We start from the raw sequence: 16,835 nt of genomic DNA on the forward strand, positions 1-16,835 counted from the left end.
AAGCCGGCTTCCGGCTGAGGGACACTCTTTCATGGATCGCATCAGGATCGTCGGCGGCCGCGAGCTCGCCGGCACCATCCCAATCTCTGGCGCCAAAAACGCTGCCCTGCCCCTGATGATCGCCGCGATGATGACCGGCGACACGCTGACGCTGGAAAACGTGCCGCATCTGGCCGATGTCGAGCAGCTCATCCGCATCCTCGGCAATCACGGCGTCGACTATTCGGTCAACGGCAAGCGCGACCACCAGAACGGCAATGGCGGCGGCTATTCGCGCACCATCAACTTCACCGCGCGCGACATCGTCGACACCACCGCGCCTTATGAGCTGGTCTCCAAGATGCGCGCGTCGTTCTGGGTGATCGGCCCGCTGCTCGCCCGCATGGGCGAAGCGCGCGTATCGCTGCCCGGCGGCTGCGCCATCGGCACGCGCCCGGTCGATCTCTTCATCGACGGGCTGCAGGCGCTCGGCGCCGATATCGACGTCGACAACGGCTACGTCATTGCCAAGGCCAAGAACCGGCTGAAGGGCAACCGCTATGTCTTCCCGAAGGTCTCCGTCGGCGCCACCCATGTGCTGATGATGGCGGCAGCGCTCGCCCGCGGCGAAACCGTGCTGGAAAACGCCGCCCGCGAGCCGGAAGTCGTCAACCTCGCCGAATGCCTGAACGCCATGGGCGCCAAGATCCATGGCGCCGGAACCTCGACCATCACCATCGACGGCGTCGACCAGTTGCACGGCGCCAACGTACGCGTCATCCCCGACCGCATCGAAACCGGCACCTATGCCATGGCGGTCGCCATGGCCGGCGGCGACGTGCTGTTGAAGGATGCCCAGCCCGACCTGTTGCAGAAGGCGCTCGACGTGATCGCCCAGACCGGTGCCGAGATCACGCCGACCAATGAAGGCATCCGCGTCAAGCGCAACGGCGCCGGCATCTCGCCGGTCGACGTCACCACCGAACCTTTCCCTGGCTTCCCGACCGACCTGCAGGCGCAGTTCATGGGCCTGATGACCAAGGCCAAGGGCAAGTCGCGCATCACCGAGACGATCTTCGAGAACCGCTTCATGCATGTGCAGGAGCTCGCCCGCCTCGGCGCGCACATCACGCTTTCGGGCCAGACGGCGATCGTCGAAGGCGTTTCGAAGCTCAAGGGCGCGCCCGTGATGGCGACCGACCTGCGCGCCTCGGTGTCGCTGGTCATCGCCGGCCTCGCCGCCGAAGGCGAGACCACCGTCAACCGCATCTACCATCTCGACCGCGGTTTCGAGCGCCTGGAAGACAAGCTCTCCGGCTGCGGCGCGGTGATCGAGCGGATCAGCGGCTGAGGAATCAAGGGAGTAGGGCAATAGGGGAGCAAGGCAGTCCTCAGGACACATGCCCCCTACTGCCCTACTGCCCTACTGCCCTACTGCCCTACTGCCCTACTGCCCTATTCCCCCACTGCCTTATTGCCTTACCGCCCTTCCCCGCCTAACAGAGGTAGACAACAAAAAACCTTCGCAGGTGCGGTATCCGCATGGACGCTTTGAAGTTATTGGCGCTGGACGAGCAGGACCTGGGCATCATTTCGGCCCATGTCCAGGATGCCGTCATGAAGGTGGGCGACCTCGAATATCTGCCGACCTGGAAGCGCTTCGTCGTGCCGATGAACCGCTTTGCCTGGGAAGTGCGCTCCGGTTTCTTCCGCAAGCACAATGAGCGCCGGCAAAGCGTACTGCATTTCGAGCGCGTGCTGGCGGTGAAGACCAGCGGCATCGCCCGCGAGAAATCGGAAGAAGTGCTGTCGCTGCTGGCCATCAGCTTCATCCCGATCGCGCCGCCGGCCGGCATCATCGAGCTGATCTTCGCCGGCAACGGCACCATCATGCTGGAAGTCGAATATGTCGAGGCGCGTCTCGCCGACCTCGGCGGTGCCTGGCAGGCCTCCTCGCGCCCGGTTCACAGGGGCTGAGCGATGGCTGTCACGTTGAATTCTGCCGATGCGGATTTCGAAGCCCGCTTCACCGCGTTCCTGGCCACCAAGCGCGAGGTTTCGGCCGACGTGGAAGCGGTGGTGCGCGACATCATCGCCCGGGTCCGCGCGGAAGGCGACAAGGCGCTGGTCGACTACACGCAACGCTTCGACAAGGCCGATCTCGGCACGCTCGGCATTGCCGTTTCCCGCGCCGACATCGATGCGGCCTATGCCGCCGCCGATCCGGAAACGGTGGAAGCCCTGAAATTCGCCCGCGACCGCATCCGCTCGCACCACCAGCGCCAGCTGCCGAAGGATGATCGCTACACCGACCCGCTCGGCGTCGAGCTGGGCTCGCGCTGGACGGCGGTCGAGGCGGTCGGGCTTTATGTGCCGGGCGGCACGGCAAGCTATCCAAGCTCGGTGCTGATGAATGCGGTGCCGGCCAAGGTTGCCGGTGTGGAACGCATCGTCATCGTCGTTCCCGCGTCCGGTGGCGTCATCAGCCCGCTGGTGCTGGTCGCCGCCGATCTCGCCGGCGTCTCCGAAATCTACCGCGTCGGCGGCGCACAGGCTGTGGCCGCCCTTGCCTATGGTACGGAAACCATTCGCCCGGTGGCCAAGATCGTCGGTCCCGGCAATGCCTATGTGGCCGCAGCCAAGCGCCAGGTGTTCGGCACCGTCGGCATCGACATGATCGCCGGCCCGTCCGAGGTGCTGGTGGTGGCCGATGGCAAGAACGATCCCGACTGGATCGCCGCGGACCTTCTGGCACAGGCCGAGCATGACGTCTCGGCGCAGTCGATCCTGATCACCGACGATGCCGCCTTCGCGACGGCTGTGGAAGCAGCCGTGCAGCGCCAGCTCGCCACCTTGCCGCGCGGCGCGATCGCCGCCGAGAGCTGGCGTGACTTTGGCGCCGTCATCCTGGTGGATGAGCTTGAGGACGCGCTGCCGCTGGCCAACCGCATCGCGGCCGAACATGTCGAGCTGGCTCTCGACGCGCCGGAAGCGTTTCTTGCCGGCCTGCGCAATGCCGGCTCGGTTTTCCTCGGCCGCCACACGCCGGAAGCGATCGGCGACTATGTCGCCGGTTCCAACCACGTGCTGCCGACGGCGCGTTCGGCTCGCTTCTCGTCCGGCCTTTCGGTGCTCGATTTCGTCAAGCGCATGTCCGTGCTGAAGCTCGGGCCCGAGCAACTGCGACAGCTGGCGCCCGCGGCCATCGCGCTTGCCAGGGCCGAAGGGCTCGACGCGCATGGGCGCTCCGTTTCCATCCGGCTGAACATGTAGGCGGACATGTCGGGAGCCGGGCCAAACAACGCAAGGCTGATCGACGTCGAGCTCGACGAAACGATCGGTCGCTCGACCCCCGACGTGGAACATGAACGGGCGGTGGCCATCTTCGACCTGATCGAGGAGAACTCGTTCAGCCCGGTCAATGACGACGGCAGCGGCCCCTACAGGCTGAGGCTCTCGCTTGCCGAATCGCGGCTGGTCTTCGCCATCAGCCGCGAGGACGGCGCCGACGTCGTCACCCACATCCTGTCGCTGACGCCGTTCCGCCGCATCGTGAAGGATTACTACCTGATCTGCGAAAGCTACTACGACGCCATCCGTTCCTCGACGCCCAGCCATATCGAGGCGATCGACATGGGCCGGCGTGGGCTGCACAATGAGGGCTCGCAGACGCTGATGGACCGGCTGGCTGGCAAGATCGAAATCGACTTCGACACGGCAAGGCGCCTCTTCACGCTGGTCTGCGTACTGCACTGGCGCGGGTGACCGAAACAGCCTAAGGAACACGCCTGAGCACAAGCCGATTAAGCTTGTTCACAAAGCGGCGATAATCATATAGGTTCCGCGCCAAATTCCGGCCGGCCCGCCGGATATCCATCCAAGCAAAGGTATCGAATGCCGAAGGAAGAAGTCCTCGAGTTTCCGGGTGTGGTGACAGAACTGTTGCCCAATGCGATGTTCCGCGTGAAGCTCGAAAACGAACACGAAATCATTGCCCATACGGCTGGGCGCATGCGCAAGAACCGCATCCGCGTCCTGACGGGCGACAAGGTTCTGGTCGAAATGACGCCCTATGACCTGACCAAGGGCCGCATCACCTATCGCTTCAAGTAAGATTTTCGTAGCGGGCCAGATGCGATGAGCACCATGCACAAGCTCGTGCTTGCCTCGGGATCGCCCCGCCGGATCGAGCTCCTGCAGCAGGCCGGAATCGAGCCCGACCGTATCCTGCCTGCCGATATCGACGAGACGCCGCAGCGCGCCGAGCATCCTCGCTCGCTCGCCAAGCGCCTCTGCCGCGAGAAGGCCGAGAAGGCCTTTGCCTCCATGCAGGGCGACGCCGAAAGCGAACGCGGCTATGTGCTGGCGGCCGACACGGTGGTGGCGGTCGGCCGGCGCATCCTGCCGAAAGCCGAGACCAGCGACGACGCCGCTTTCTGCCTGCAATTGCTGTCGGGCCGTTCGCACCGTGTCTATACCGGAGTGTGTCTGATCACCCCGGACGGCAAGCAGCGGCAGCGGCTGGTGGAAACGCGCGTGCGCTTCAAGCGCCTGCCCCGTACCGAGATCGACCGCTATGTCGCTTCCGGCGAATGGCGCGGCAAGGCCGGCGGCTATGGCGTGCAGGGGCTGGCCGGCGCGTTCGTCGTCAAGATGTCCGGTTCCTATTCCAACATCGTCGGCCTGCCGCTCTACGAAACCACCGCGCTTCTGGCCGGCGAAGGTTTCGACATCCATCGCAGTTGGCCGGAACGCGGACTGTCTTGAAGCATTATTCCGAAGGCCGGCGAAACAGACTGCGCTGACCTTCGAACAGCGATCATGCGACCGATAAGACGATCACGCAGGCAGACTGCGGAAAGCAAACCATGGCAAGCAATGACAGCACCGTGACGCCGCTGCGTCCGAAACGGCCCTGCCCAGAATGCGGGCGGCCGTCGGCGCGCGACACCTATCCGTTCTGTTCGACACGCTGCAAGGACATCGACCTCAACCGCTGGCTGAAGGGTGTCTATGTCATCCCCGGCGACGACGGCGAGGCGGAAGATGCGCTGCCGGTCAACGCTCCGGGCAAGGCGCCCGACGACACGCAGGATTGACGATCCGGAGCGCCGCGAATGCGGGAAAAGCCCGGATTTTTCAGGCGTTTCAACGTCATGGATGTTTTCCCGGCGAAATCGACACGGCAGTGCTGGACAGGCAGGAATCTCATGCTATAACCCCGCTCGCTTTCGGGCTTTGGCCCGGCGAGCAGGCAAGGCCCAGATCATGAATTCCAGATCGCGGCTTTCGCCAAGATGCCCAGGTAGCTCAGTTGGTAGAGCATGCGACTGAAAATCGCAGTGTCGGTGGTTCGATTCCGCCCCTGGGCACCATTTTCCCCTCCCACAGCTTCCCACCACGCCTCACAATTATTATAAATCAACGAGTTAGCCGAGTGCGACTACTCGTGGCGACCCACCGCATGCCATTGCAACGCATCGGTTTGTGGGTAACGATCCGGGTATTACCCATTACCGGGAGGGTCGTTACCCATGTCGCTCTCTGACTTCGCCTGTAAGAACGCCAAGTCTAAAGACAAGCCGTATCGCCTTGCTGATGGCGACGGCCTCTATCTTCTTGTCCAGAAAAGCGGCTCCAAGCTCTGGCAATTGCGATATCGCTACCTGGATAAGGAAAATATCCTCTCTTTTGGAAAATACCCGTTGGTGTCGCTTCTCGATGCAAGAGAGAAGCGAGATGAAGCCAAGAGACTACTTATTGCCGGCATCAATCCTTCCACAAAACGGAAAGAAGAGAAAATCGCCGCCATCACGGAAGCACGCACCACCTTCGGCCTGATCGCCGAGGAATATGTTAGGCGGATGGAGGAACGGAACGCTGCTGCGGCCACCGTCACCAAAACCAAATGGCTGCTCGAAGACTTGGCCAGTTCACTCTCTAAGCGTCCCATTAAAGAAATCACCTCAGCCGAGATTCTCCAACTCCTCCAGAAGATCGAGAAGAGTGGTCGAAGAGAGACGGCGCGGCGTTTACGCGGCGGGATCGGTAGCGTTTTCCGACTGGCGATTGTCACCCTCAGGGCCGAGACCGACCCTACCCTAGCCCTCAAGGGCGCGCTTCAGCCGCCGATAGCCAACGGTCGTGCCGCAATCCTCGATGAAAGGAAATTCGGCCAGTTCCTCATAGCGATCGATGAATACGACGGCTGGCCGACTCTCAAAGCCGCCCTCCAGTTCCTCGCTCTCACCTGTGTCCGTCCTGGCGAGGTACGGGGGGCGATCCGCGACGAGTTTGATCGAGAGAGGGCTGTGTGGCACATCCCGGCCGAACGCATGAAGATGCGTACTCCGCACGATGTACCGCTTTCCAAACAGGCGCTACGCGTCTTGGACGAGGTCTGGCCACTTTCCGAGCACGGGGGCTTAGTTTTTCCTTCGATCCGTTCTACGAAGCGTCCGCTTTCCGACAACGCTATGAATGCCGCGCTGCGGCGTATGGGCTACGGCAAGGATGAAGTGACCGCCCACGGCTTCCGGGTGACCGCCAGCACCATCCTCAACGCTCGCAACTACGACCCCGACGTAATTGAGGCGGTTCTGGCGCATCAGGACAAGAACACCATCCGGCGAACCTACAACCGCGCGACGTATTGGGAGCAGCGGAGGACGCTGATGCAGGAGTGGGGGGATTTGTTAGACGCGCTAAGAGTCGAACCGTTGGTCTTGCGCCCATTCGACCGCGGGACTGCAACTGCCAGGTTGACATGATCGCCTCTGCCGGCGCGAGCCCTCAAGCTCATTGAGAAGATTCGCGTGAGAGATTGCCTATGCCGTCACTGCCGTCATAGGACTGAGTTCACCGCTGGCAACGGTGGTAATGATGTTATAGTCTTCCCGCGTGAAGCTGTTGAATCATGAAGTGATCTGCGGCTTGACCTGCAACTTGTTGCCATTCCCAATATTTCTTGCGGAAAGAGGCGAGCGACGACCAAATCTTCGCAAACTCCAGGTTCCGCTCGCACTGTTCACGATAGAAGATCTGTGCCGCGTCGAAACAGGCCTGGAGAATCTCCGGACTGAATAATCGCAACTGAGCGCCTGCGCCAAGAATACGCTTTAACGCGTCAGGATTTTTCGCATCGTAGCTGTATAAGGAATGAGCGGCGGAAGCTTTAGCAGCTATATCGAAGGCGATTTGGTACGACTGAGGCAATCGTTGGAACTTCTCGCGACTTACAAAGAAGTGTCCCATCATAGCATTTCCGGCGAGTCCAGGATAATAATAGTATGGCGCTATTCTACCAAATCCAAGCTTTTCATCATCATATGGAGAAATCCATTCAACTGCATCAATAGCCCCAGACTCGAGCGCTTGATAAAGCTCAGCCCCGGGTATTTGTACAGGAACTGCTCCTAACCTCTGTAATATTTGACCAGCCAATCCACCGATCCGGATCTTTAAGCCCCTTAGGTCGTCAATTGTAGAGATTTCCTTTCTGAACCATGCCCCCATGCGAGGTCCCGTGTTACCCGCCGGGAACGAAATCAGGCCATATTTTCCGACGTATTCATTATAAAGACCCTGCCCGCCCCCCTCATAAAGCCAAGCATTGAGACCATCAGCGTTGAATCCGAATGGCACACCCGTTCCGAGTGCCCATGTAAGATCCTTCCCTTGATTATAGAATCCCGGCGATTGGCACGCCTCTACAGCGCCATTCTGTACCGCATCAATTGCCTGCAGGGCAGGCACCACTTCACCCGCCGCAAACAGCTGCACGGAGAAATTTCCATCTGTAAGCGCTGATAAGTTCTCGGCGAACACTTTCGCCGCTCCGAACGTGATGTTTAATGATTTTGGAAACGACGAAACGAGCCGCCATTGAATTTTTGGTGCCGCACGAGCGTTGTTTGATGGATAGCTCGCGACTGAAAGTGGCAGGGCTTTCAACAAATCACGGCGCTTCACTGGACATATCCCTGTGCGAACTTCAACGCGCAGAGTTTCAATATGCGCAGTGAGGCAGAAAATCAATCGAACACTATATATCGTTCGATCGATCGCTGGCTCAGTGGATGATATAAGCAGCGCTCAGTTGCGTCGAATCAACGATGAAAAGGACTATCCGCCCTTTGGCCGGCAAGTCTATAAAGAGGTGCCGAGAATGGGATTTCTTGATTTCTTCTACCCTTCGGAAGACAATCTCCTATTACATGGCCGAGTCTATGGTGAAAAAAATCTCGGTCGACCGGTTGTGTGCCTTCCAGGGATCAATCGCAATGTGAGGGATTTCCACGAGTTAGCGCTGTATTTATCGACAGCCCTACGAAATCCACGAAAGGTGATTGCCCTTGACTATCGTGGTCGTGGCAGATCGGCAAACGACGAAAATATAAGTAACTACAATATAACCGTTGAAGCCCGCGATGTCCTCACTGGCTTGGATTTCCTCGGTGTCGAGGAAGCAGCATTTATCGGCACTTCGCGAGGTGGCTTGGTTATACACATTCTTGCGGTATTGAAACCTTCAATTTTGAAAGCAGTCGTTCTCAACGATTCTGGACCGAAGTTCGAGCCCCAAGGGCTCGCAGAAATCAAAACCCGTATCGACCAAGCGCCATGGCCAAAAAGCTTCGCAGAGGCTGTCGAGAAGCAGCAAATGATCAACGCGACGGATTTTCCTTCTTTTGGAAACTCCGACTGGAAGCGCCTAGTCACCTGCATGTATCGAGAAACGGAAGATGGAACGCTCGTTCCTGACTTGGACTTAAAGTTGTTGGCGAGGCTCACCGCCGAAAACGTTAAACCTCTTCCGGATTTGTGGGAACAGTTCCAACTGCTGTCGACCATCCCACTGTTGGTAGTGCGCGGTGAGAATTCACGCTTGATATCCACTGCCATCATGAATGAAATGCACCATCGTCATTCAAGCATGGAAGCGATTACTGTACTGGGGCAAGGCCACCCGCCCCTGCTTGAAACAGGGGATTTGCCAAAGATTATTGCAGATTTTATAGATCGGTCCGAGGCTCGGAAATAGGGATTCGCACCTGATTAGCAGTCGACCGCTACGCCCAAAAATTCCCGATAAGCAGCAACCAAAGCTCTTCGAATATTCGATCTATTTTCTTTTATATATTTCGCTTGATTGAACGAGACAATTCCTCTTTTTGTCGGCTTGGAATCTTTCGCCAAGACATCATTGCGAACAGGGGAAGTAGATGTAATAAGCATACAATTTATTGTAAAAACAAACGCACTTGCTACACTATCTCTGTTAAGCCCAGGTGACGCTCTACACAATTCGTCGACATACAATTTTGAGATGTGGTCATAGTATTTTGAAATATGCTCATACCACTCCGCAGGAGAAGTTGCCAACTGGGTGAGAATTTGGACATACGCGATCTTATTCGCGTCTCCGGACTCCATATAGTCCAAGAGCGGATCCAGATAGGCAAATATTAGATCCGAGTAATCGGGGATACCGGGTCGCTCAACGAGCACATCAAAAGCTTGCTTTCTCAGGATAGCGATATCATTCGCCCTTCTCTCAATGAGGGCCAACATTATCTGATGCTTGCTTCCAAAAGCTCCGAGCAATCCACCACTTGTTAGGGCGGCGCTATCCGCAATTTCGCGAATTCCAGTGCCGTGATAACCATTTTTCGCAAATAGCAACTCAGCAGCATCCAAACAGGCATTGCGCGTTGCTTCCGAACGTTGCGCTTGCGTAAGTCGTGTTCGCATGTTGTTTCTCTCATTCGCTCCGGTCGGGCGCTGTGTCTAACTTATATATCGAACGATAGATATATGCTGTTCGTTCGGTTGACATGTGAGTTCCAATTGTCTATCGACCCGAACAGTCATTTGAATCCCTACGGAGCGGTATCCGTGATCGGGTGTCAAATTCAGGCTCAGCTATCGCGTATCCGTCCGCTTCTTTTTGCGGATTCTGATACAGCTTCGAAGCTTGTTTCGACGCAACCTCCCGATGAAGCCACAGATTCGGCTTTGGCGCTCTTTTATACCTCCAGTCAATCGGGGCGGTATAGCTCGCTACCTCCCCAGGAACATCGTCGGTGGCGGTTTGGCACAACACATGTTGAAGCGAGAAGCACCTTTATAGGCGTCACAGCCACCCGTGGGATCTCTGCGCTCCCGGCAACGAGAAGTGCTTTTCTGCAAGGAGAGAGGAATCCGGCATGTTTCGAGCCTTGGTTGTCGAAGACCAAAACTTGATGCGACTAGCATTGATGGAACAAATTCAAGGATGCATAGAAAATTGCATCGTCCTTGGGGCAGAGACGTTAGAACTCGCTACGCGCGAACTTTCAAAAGACAATTATGACCTTGTTGTAGTTGATCCCGGTTTGCCCGGCATTGACCCGACCGCAGTCAAGGATCGAGTCTCCGTGGTCGATAAAATTATACAGGCATCACCAAGCGCGATTCACGTTGTAGTAACGGGATCAGATTCGGATTCTGAATCGCAAGAATGCCGGCGATTGGGTGCGGCGGGCTATCTTGGAAAGACTGGCCTGGAGCCAGGTGTATTTCGAGAAGTTCTTAAAGACATTTCGACGAAGGGCTTCTCAATCAGGCTTTCCAGAATTGCGATGGCTACCACGGATTATAGATACTCTGGACTAACACCGCGAGAACAACAAATTGTCGACATGATGGTTCGCCGCGAACGAGGCACGAAGAAGAAGACAATCTATGAAATTATGTCAGATCGACTAGGAATTGATGCGGCCACTTCTGAAAAATACTACAAACAAGCAAGAGCTAAGCTTTTACGAATTGGCCATAGACTGCCGAATGGCTTGTAATCGTTGGGACGTTCGAATTGAGGTCGTTAGTGCAATATAAACTCATTGCTTCAGCGTTCGCGGCAACGATCTCGTTTCTCAATATCCAAGCTCGGGCGGCAATCTACGATGCCCCAGACTCGATTACTGTTCAAAATCAGTCAGGCGCTAGGTTGATGGTTTATACGATCGAAGACCTTAAAAAGCAATTCCAGCAACAAACATACAAAACTCGAACACCCTGGACAAAGGAAGACGAAAGAATTGTTTTTCGCGGACCATTTCTGAGAGATGTACTGTCAAAAAGTGGTATCTATAATGGTCTCAACATCCGGATTATTGCGTACGATGACTTTACTTCGGATATCCTCAGTGAAGAGATAGAGCAATACGATCCGATACTAGCCGTCGAGCAGAGCTGTACAGATAGCGATCGTACGAAAGGGAATTGCGACTCCAATCAGGAGTTCCGGTCCATCACCATGCTCGAAAAGGGACCTATTTTTGTAGTCTGGCCCTTTGATCGCCTGCCGCGTGGGTACATTCCCGCGCGAAATTCTATTTGGGTTTTCTTTCCGGTTGTCCTCCGACAGCAGCAATGACGTTAAGAGTTAGCCGTCTCCTTGCCATTCTTCCTTACGTCGGATTGGCCACTGCACTACTGTTTTGCACCTGGGCCTTTCTACAGTCCGAACATTATCGGCGCCAGACTGATGAAATGCTGAGTCAAACCTACGAAATTCAGTGGAGAGCTGCACAAATCCGAGAGCGATTGGTGCGAGCCAATAGTTATATCCGCATTGCAAGCGAGACAGGGAAACTTGATCCCGACGTGCGTAGGCAGATTACCCTTGTGCGTGTTAATCTCGAGCAATTGCTCGCCCTATACTATATTGATCGCTTTCTTTCTAAAAAATATGTCATATCTCTTTTAAAAATAAAAAATGGTATCGAGAAAATATCTGATTCACTGACCACCGGAACATTCGATTTCACTACGACTTCTCTCGATATGAATGATATCGAAAAGAGTATGTACGAAGTGTCCGGCGCAACGGTAAATCATGGTACCGCCCTTCAGGGTACTGCTCAGATTGATAGTGCCGCTTCTCGCAACTTGCTTTTCTTCGCAATTACGCTCGGCCTGGTTGCAGTTTTCTATTTTCTCATGCACCAGCGCTACGCTTTCGTCAGCCGACGTGATCAGCATTTGCGTTCCTTCGCGTCGCTCTTTGCCCATATGACACGCTCGCGCGTCACTGCCCTTCGTCTGTTTTTGGAAACCAGAGGTCCGCATAGTCCGCTTTCCGAGGAGATGCTGACGGCAGCTCAGAGCGCAGCGAATGAACTTGAGGCAATCAATGACGGACTTCTAAGGATCGCCTTTCACACAGCAGATTGGGAATCGAAACCGCTTGGTGAAATCTTGCACGAAGCCGTCCGATTGCGAAAAGGAGCCATCGAGCCATCGATTACTATCGACAAAGCAGTCTTTCCCGTACCGATGCCAACCTTCCAATTTCACCTATTGGTGGATGAACTCCTTCAGAACGCGGAGACTGCCGTCAAGAATAAGACGTTGCCCGAGATAGCCGTGCGGGCAGAGTTCAAAAAGCCGCGATTTTTCGGGCGGTCTGCCATTCTTTTGCAGATCTCCGATAATGGCGTTGGGATGACGCCGGAGGTTTGTGCGAAGGCGACGGCTGCCTTCTTCTCTACAAAAGCCGGAAATCATGTGGGACTAGGTCTCACAGGATGCGCACAAATGGCTGCAACGTTTCGAGGTAAACTAACCATCGTCAGTAGCCCCAATTGCGGCACCGTCATACAAGTCCGCATACCAACTAGACCTCGTTTGGGTTTATGACCCGCATCATCTAAGACGGCTGTCTCATCCAGAACGAGAGCCTCAGCCGAACTACGCTTCGTTACAGCTCTAGAGAAACACCGCGTGCTTCGAAGCTCTGCCCAACTGAAGGAACGGGCACGGCTATCGCTACCGCGGAACCAGCCAGCGAGCGAGATCAGCTTTTTCATAAGGGATGCTATTAAAATGCTTCCCCCAAATTTGATCATGGATGCAGGTATCCGAAAGAAGTTGATCAAAATTGTCATTAACCAAAAAACCACTTGCCGGGGTGTTTACTTCGTCAGAAGTTTTCGGATAATCCTCTCCGGCGAGACAGCTAGTCGACGTCTCAAATAAGCTGCCGCATTGCTGCAACCATGCATTTTCGATCGGGTCCAGCGCAGTTAACGTTCCGCTCTCATTCGCAACCACAAAAGATCTAAGTCCATATTTCTTCAAGTTCCCTTCAAGCAACGGTGCCGTCTTGTCGAAATATGCTACATACAGAGAAGACAGTAAGTCATTCTCATAGCATTCGGAATAAAGACTAGGGACGAGAGATCCGTGGAGTCTGGCACCCACCTCCACCATACGGAGGCCCTTAGGACCGTCGAGAAACTCCATATGCGCAGCACCTTGCCGAATTCCGAGTGCTTTACAACATTGCTTCGCTAGTTCGATAAGGTGGTGGAATTTTGGATGCGAAGGGTTCTCTAAAACCAGGAATCGCTTGACGTTGGGCGCTGACCAATACCCCATGTCGCAAAGCCGAACATAACGGCTGATGGCCGACACAACAAGCTCACCGTTTCTCGCTACAAGGTCAACGACGTACTCGGTGCCTGAAATATACTCCTGGACCAGAAAACGTTCGTTGTGCCGCCACGTGCAATTAAATGCTCCCCAATCTACAAGCTGGATGGCGTTCTCCAGCTCCTCAAAATTGCGGCAAAATCGTAGTCCCTCTCCACCCGCAGCGTCTACGGGTTTGAGGATATAGGGGCCCTCAGGGATTCTTTCGACGATCGACCTGAGATCGTCTCCCTTGCTGATCCCGATAGTTTTGATATGGGGCAGACCGGCTGCAGAGAGCTGCTTCTGCATAGCCTCCTTGTTTCGTCGAAATCTGGTAGTTTCAGGATCGTTACCTGGTAATTGATATCCTGCGCAAATTTGGTCAGCTTCCTCCACGCCAATTTCTCCGCCAGCCATCACAGCGTCGAATGGTTGGGAGGCAGGATCGGGGAGCTCGTCCAAAGACAAGTAAATTTCGGTGTATAGGCTGCGATCAAAGTCACGCTCCCGATTTTTCATATCGGTGGAAAGTTTTCCTACCTTTTCCATGTCGATAAAGGCGAAACATTCAACGCCCCACCGCAATAAAAAGTTGGCCAGGATATTATGATTAACCACTGGATTGACGAGAAGACATCTTGGCATCGTACTACTCCAGATTAACTTGAACTAATTCTGCTTTTTGCACTACGGCGATTGCTGCATGGCAACTATGTGGAGCCAGTACATCTCGAACCCATATATCGCGAGACGGCGATAGCATGTGTACGAGGTTCCAGTGCCCGCTATCTGGCTGAATACGTTGGATTTTGCCAATGTCTGATGAGATCGAACCTCCCATCAGCTTGATGCTAGCCTCTATCCTAGCCCACTGAAGCAAGGGGCTCTGGCCTGAAAATAGAGAGCGCCCGCTGACTTTGTTCACGCGTAAGGACCATTCTGTGCCACGGGTCCGGTTTTCGATATCGACGCCGATATTCCTGCGGGAAACTGCGGCGAGCCCCCAGTCGACGGCATATCCCAAGCTTAGATGCAGGTCGGAGTATCCCCCAGAGAAACACGGCCTCCCAGAGGGACGTGTCGTCACTTCGAGTGTAAGCCCAATTCTTCCTGCCGCCGTGTCTACAAGCTGAGAAAGCGCCCTATAGGCAAGCGTCCGACGTTTTTCCTTTAACGAGCAGAAATTGATTGGTCGACAGTGCGCCACTTCCGGCAGAGCAAAGAAACCGTACCAAATCGGTGATTCCAAGCCACTGGTCAATTTCGCAAACCGAAAGCTGACGGCAAATTGTGGAAGTCGCAAGTCGATACACGAAGGGAAAAAACGCTCTCCAGAATTTCACAAAGATGGCGCACGGAAAATATGCGCTCCTGAACTGATGTAGCGCAATCCCGTGTTGTTAGAGTATCATTTCGGATTACTACACCGCCGATACTGGTCGGCCGACTGACTATCAAATTTTTAGTGAAGAGCGACTTTGGAGAAAGAGAATTGAAATAATTTGCGGGCTCAAAGTCGGCCAAATCGTACCTTCGAAGGTCGAAGTAATAAAGTGGCGTCCAGAACCCATGAACTTGCCGCTCAAGGACCAAAAGCCCGGCGTGAGCTTCCGAGATTCTGAATTTGTGAAAACCTTGTTCCTGCTCTACTCCAGCTCGGATCATAAGCGGACCTAAAGGCCCCCCGATGCCAAAGCCGACATCACAGAGCCAAAGATCGCCATCGAGTTCGGCGAACAATACCATGTGGGCTCGGGGACTTGGTCGCTCGTCCTCTCGTGCAATCTTGGCCATTCCAAACTGGGAGGAAATGTTGAGGGACTGCAGCATTCGTTGCAGCAACGCGTTTTGTTGAGAACACCCGCCGGCTCGACCGCGAACAAGGAATTTTTCGAGTATTGAATCAATGTCTACAGTTGGAGCTGTTCCCAAAAAATAGTCCAGCATCTCGAAAGGAAATGCACGAATATGCCCTTCCATAACTGAGGTTAAGACCTGCAGCTTGCTGTCAGCCGCGACCTGCTGGTAGCCCACCTTCGACAAGTAGCGCCCAAACCACACTTCGCTGCCTAGAGCTCCGCTTTGGTTTCCGTTTTTAAGCATCGCCTCGAACCGCTAGATAATTTGTTCTCCATTGCCGACGCAGAAAACGGAACCAGTCGTATTCGTTCGGCGCATCGCAATATCAACGACCAACTGAGCGACGTGGTCGGTAGAAAGAATCCGACGTGTCGGAATCTCTCGCAAAATGTCCTTCTTGCTGCCCGCCGCAAAAGCCTCAAACATCTCGGTCTCGACAAAGCCAGGAGCAACACAGTTCACGAGCACGTCGAAGCGTCCGACCTCTTTGGCAAGCCCTTTCGAGAACCGCTCAATAGCCACCTTTGAGCATCCGTAAGCTGAATTACCCGGCTTTACTTTTTGAGCGGCGCTAGATGAGATATTTACTATATTTCCTTGACGCCTCATCAACATGTCTTCAATAAATGTCAGAGAATAATTGACTGTGCCCATGAAATTATTATTCATGAGCTCAAAGATGCGTTGTCGACCATTATCCACAAGAAGGCCATCCAGCGCTAATCCGGCATTATTAATCAAAATCGTAGGGGTGCCGTGCTGAACCACAATGGAGCGGAATTCTTGAACTGAATTAATATCCGATCCGTCCACCCGATGCGTAAGTATCTGGTTATCTGATTGTGATCGGACCGCCTCCGCTGCAAGCACGTCACTCCGATAGGTCGCGAAAACCAGAATCCCCATGCCGGCAAGCATCTCGGAAACACGGCGGCCGATACCTTTCACGCCGCCTGTTACAATCGCACACTCCTTCATGCTGCCCGCCTTCCACTTATCACACAGGCCAGCATCCCATGGGTACTCATCCCCTCCTCGGAGCGATAAATGTAGGAAAACGCGAGACTTCTCGAAGTCCTTTCCCCCAATCTTAAAGCTAGAGTCAAACGCATACCCTTCAGAACGGGGAATCCGAACACGGTTCGCCTGATCTCAATTCCATTGACCTCCGGTATAGCTTGCCATCGCCTAAATCGCTCCACTGCAAACCCCACTAGGCAGGCGCCAGGCACAATCGCCTGCTCTGGAAAATGTATCTCAAAAAGAGGGGCCTGCTTGGCGACACGCAACTGGAAAAGGTATTCAGATTCGCCCATCTCTTCTGCTTCGACTTCTAATAGAGAACTTAGGGCCTCAAACATCCTGCGCCTCCATTCTTTTGAGATATTGATCTGGGTATTGCTCAGTCAATACTAGTCCGCATGCCAGAATCACATCCCTAAGTATTACAAATACAGGCCACAAATCGGGATAAGTCACCGCGGAAATTGACAGAATAAAACAACTAAGAAAAATGGCGGACCAAATTACAGCAA

The 16,835-nt window shown here is 54.7% G+C and carries 17 protein-coding genes and 1 tRNA gene; 13 read left to right on the forward strand and 5 right to left on the reverse strand.

Annotation, left to right across the window (positions count from 1 at the left end):
• Positions 1–31: 31 nt before the first annotated feature.
• The 9 genes from murA to ACFWYE_RS22290 all read left to right on the forward strand — a co-directional run bounded on the left by murA (position 32) and on the right by ACFWYE_RS22290 (position 6,749).
• On the forward strand, positions 32–1,330 hold the full coding sequence (gene murA / locus ACFWYE_RS22250; RefSeq protein ID WP_379114338.1) for a UDP-N-acetylglucosamine 1-carboxyvinyltransferase: 1,299 nt from the start codon (positions 32–34) through the stop codon (positions 1,328–1,330).
• 191 nt (positions 1,331–1,521) lie between these two features.
• On the forward strand, positions 1,522–1,956 hold the full coding sequence (locus ACFWYE_RS22255) for a DUF2948 family protein (protein ID WP_144379116.1): 435 nt from the start codon (positions 1,522–1,524) through the stop codon (positions 1,954–1,956).
• A gap of 3 nt (positions 1,957–1,959) precedes the next feature.
• Positions 1,960–3,252, forward strand: a complete 1,293-nt coding sequence (hisD, locus tag ACFWYE_RS22260) for a histidinol dehydrogenase (protein ID WP_379114340.1) — start codon at positions 1,960–1,962, stop codon at positions 3,250–3,252.
• Positions 3,253–3,258: 6 nt separating this feature from the next.
• Complete coding sequence (locus ACFWYE_RS22265; RefSeq protein WP_379063084.1) at positions 3,259–3,744, forward strand: UPF0262 family protein; 486 nt, start codon at positions 3,259–3,261, stop codon at positions 3,742–3,744.
• A gap of 129 nt (positions 3,745–3,873) precedes the next feature.
• Positions 3,874–4,092: a translation initiation factor IF-1 gene (gene infA / locus ACFWYE_RS22270; RefSeq protein WP_006200926.1), complete on the forward strand. Its 219-nt coding sequence runs from the start codon at positions 3,874–3,876 to the stop codon at positions 4,090–4,092.
• A 24-nt stretch (positions 4,093–4,116) separates the two neighbouring features.
• Positions 4,117–4,746 carry a Maf-like protein gene (locus ACFWYE_RS22275; protein WP_379114341.1) on the forward strand — a complete coding sequence of 210 codons (630 nt, stop codon included), beginning with the start codon at positions 4,117–4,119 and terminating at the stop codon, positions 4,744–4,746.
• 101 nt (positions 4,747–4,847) lie between these two features.
• Positions 4,848–5,078 carry a DNA gyrase inhibitor YacG gene (yacG, locus tag ACFWYE_RS22280; protein ID WP_379114342.1) on the forward strand — a complete coding sequence of 77 codons (231 nt, stop codon included), beginning with the start codon at positions 4,848–4,850 and terminating at the stop codon, positions 5,076–5,078.
• Positions 5,079–5,278: 200 nt separating this feature from the next.
• Positions 5,279–5,354: transfer RNA gene (locus tag ACFWYE_RS22285), tRNA-Phe, on the forward strand.
• A 159-nt stretch (positions 5,355–5,513) separates the two neighbouring features.
• On the forward strand, positions 5,514–6,749 hold the full coding sequence (locus ACFWYE_RS22290; protein WP_379114344.1) for a tyrosine-type recombinase/integrase: 1,236 nt from the start codon (positions 5,514–5,516) through the stop codon (positions 6,747–6,749).
• Between the two features lie 115 nt (positions 6,750–6,864).
• Here ACFWYE_RS22290 and ACFWYE_RS22295 read toward each other — a convergent pair whose 3' ends face one another.
• Positions 6,865–7,950, reverse strand: a complete 1,086-nt coding sequence (locus tag ACFWYE_RS22295; protein WP_379114345.1) for a TRAP transporter substrate-binding protein — start codon at positions 7,948–7,950, stop codon at positions 6,865–6,867.
• Positions 7,951–8,077: 127 nt separating this feature from the next.
• On the opposite strand from ACFWYE_RS22295, the gene ACFWYE_RS22300 reads away from it, so the two are divergent.
• The gene (locus tag ACFWYE_RS22300; protein ID WP_379114347.1) at positions 8,078–9,022 is read left to right on the forward strand and encodes an alpha/beta fold hydrolase; all 945 of its coding nucleotides are present in this window, start codon (positions 8,078–8,080) and stop codon (positions 9,020–9,022) included.
• Positions 9,023–9,036: 14 nt separating this feature from the next.
• Here ACFWYE_RS22300 and ACFWYE_RS22305 read toward each other — a convergent pair whose 3' ends face one another.
• Positions 9,037–9,732: a TetR/AcrR family transcriptional regulator gene (locus ACFWYE_RS22305; protein WP_379114349.1), complete on the reverse strand. Its 696-nt coding sequence runs from the start codon at positions 9,730–9,732 to the stop codon at positions 9,037–9,039.
• Between the two features lie 455 nt (positions 9,733–10,187).
• Here ACFWYE_RS22305 and ACFWYE_RS22310 point away from each other — a divergent pair, with 455 nt between their 5' ends.
• From ACFWYE_RS22310 to ACFWYE_RS22320, 3 genes are all read left to right on the forward strand, one after another.
• A complete protein-coding gene (locus tag ACFWYE_RS22310; protein ID WP_379114350.1) occupies positions 10,188–10,817 on the forward strand; it encodes a response regulator in 630 nt (209 codons plus the stop codon).
• Positions 10,818–10,972: 155 nt separating this feature from the next.
• Positions 10,973–11,398 (forward strand): hypothetical protein, encoded by a 426-nt coding sequence (locus ACFWYE_RS22315; RefSeq protein WP_379114352.1) that lies wholly within the window; start codon positions 10,973–10,975, stop codon positions 11,396–11,398.
• Positions 11,359–12,663: an ATP-binding protein gene (locus ACFWYE_RS22320; protein ID WP_379114354.1), complete on the forward strand. Its 1,305-nt coding sequence runs from the start codon at positions 11,359–11,361 to the stop codon at positions 12,661–12,663. The genes ACFWYE_RS22315 and ACFWYE_RS22320 overlap by 40 nt, the downstream gene beginning before the upstream one ends.
• A 129-nt stretch (positions 12,664–12,792) precedes the next feature.
• On the opposite strand, the gene ACFWYE_RS22325 is transcribed toward ACFWYE_RS22320, so the two are convergent.
• The 3 genes from ACFWYE_RS22325 to ACFWYE_RS22335 form a co-directional block, all read right to left on the reverse strand.
• Positions 12,793–14,085, reverse strand: a complete 1,293-nt coding sequence (locus tag ACFWYE_RS22325; protein ID WP_379114355.1) for an acetyl-CoA carboxylase biotin carboxylase subunit family protein — start codon at positions 14,083–14,085, stop codon at positions 12,793–12,795.
• A 612-nt stretch (positions 14,086–14,697) separates the two neighbouring features.
• Positions 14,698–15,543: an arylamine N-acetyltransferase gene (locus ACFWYE_RS22330; RefSeq protein WP_379114357.1), complete on the reverse strand. Its 846-nt coding sequence runs from the start codon at positions 15,541–15,543 to the stop codon at positions 14,698–14,700.
• 12 nt (positions 15,544–15,555) lie between these two features.
• A complete protein-coding gene (locus ACFWYE_RS22335; RefSeq protein WP_379114359.1) occupies positions 15,556–16,278 on the reverse strand; it encodes an SDR family NAD(P)-dependent oxidoreductase in 723 nt (240 codons plus the stop codon).
• Positions 16,279–16,835: the final 557 nt, after the last annotated feature.

Source organism: Mesorhizobium sp. NPDC059025 (assembly GCF_042739655.1).
GTDB lineage: Bacteria > Pseudomonadota > Alphaproteobacteria > Rhizobiales > Rhizobiaceae > Mesorhizobium.

Excerpts from the sequence above, each read along its gene's own strand:
- murA (WP_379114338.1), top strand. The coding sequence starts at position 32 with ATGGATCGCATCAGGATCGTCGGCGGCCGCGAGCTCGCCGGCACCATC.
- ACFWYE_RS22255 (WP_144379116.1), top strand. The coding sequence starts at position 1,522 with ATGGACGCTTTGAAGTTATTGGCGCTGGACGAGCAGGACCTGGGCATC.
- hisD (WP_379114340.1), top strand. The coding sequence starts at position 1,960 with ATGGCTGTCACGTTGAATTCTGCCGATGCGGATTTCGAAGCCCGCTTC.
- ACFWYE_RS22265 (WP_379063084.1), top strand. The coding sequence starts at position 3,259 with ATGTCGGGAGCCGGGCCAAACAACGCAAGGCTGATCGACGTCGAGCTC.
- infA (WP_006200926.1), top strand. The coding sequence starts at position 3,874 with ATGCCGAAGGAAGAAGTCCTCGAGTTTCCGGGTGTGGTGACAGAACTG.
- ACFWYE_RS22275 (WP_379114341.1), top strand. The coding sequence starts at position 4,117 with ATGAGCACCATGCACAAGCTCGTGCTTGCCTCGGGATCGCCCCGCCGG.
- yacG (WP_379114342.1), top strand. The coding sequence starts at position 4,848 with ATGGCAAGCAATGACAGCACCGTGACGCCGCTGCGTCCGAAACGGCCC.
- ACFWYE_RS22290 (WP_379114344.1), top strand. The coding sequence starts at position 5,514 with ATGTCGCTCTCTGACTTCGCCTGTAAGAACGCCAAGTCTAAAGACAAG.
- ACFWYE_RS22305 (WP_379114349.1), bottom strand. The coding sequence starts at position 9,732 with ATGCGAACACGACTTACGCAAGCGCAACGTTCGGAAGCAACGCGCAAT.
- ACFWYE_RS22310 (WP_379114350.1), top strand. The coding sequence starts at position 10,188 with ATGTTTCGAGCCTTGGTTGTCGAAGACCAAAACTTGATGCGACTAGCA.
- ACFWYE_RS22315 (WP_379114352.1), top strand. The coding sequence starts at position 10,973 with ATGGTTTATACGATCGAAGACCTTAAAAAGCAATTCCAGCAACAAACA.
- ACFWYE_RS22325 (WP_379114355.1), bottom strand. The coding sequence starts at position 14,085 with ATGCCAAGATGTCTTCTCGTCAATCCAGTGGTTAATCATAATATCCTG.
- ACFWYE_RS22330 (WP_379114357.1), bottom strand. The coding sequence starts at position 15,543 with ATGCTTAAAAACGGAAACCAAAGCGGAGCTCTAGGCAGCGAAGTGTGG.
- ACFWYE_RS22335 (WP_379114359.1), bottom strand. The coding sequence starts at position 16,278 with ATGAAGGAGTGTGCGATTGTAACAGGCGGCGTGAAAGGTATCGGCCGC.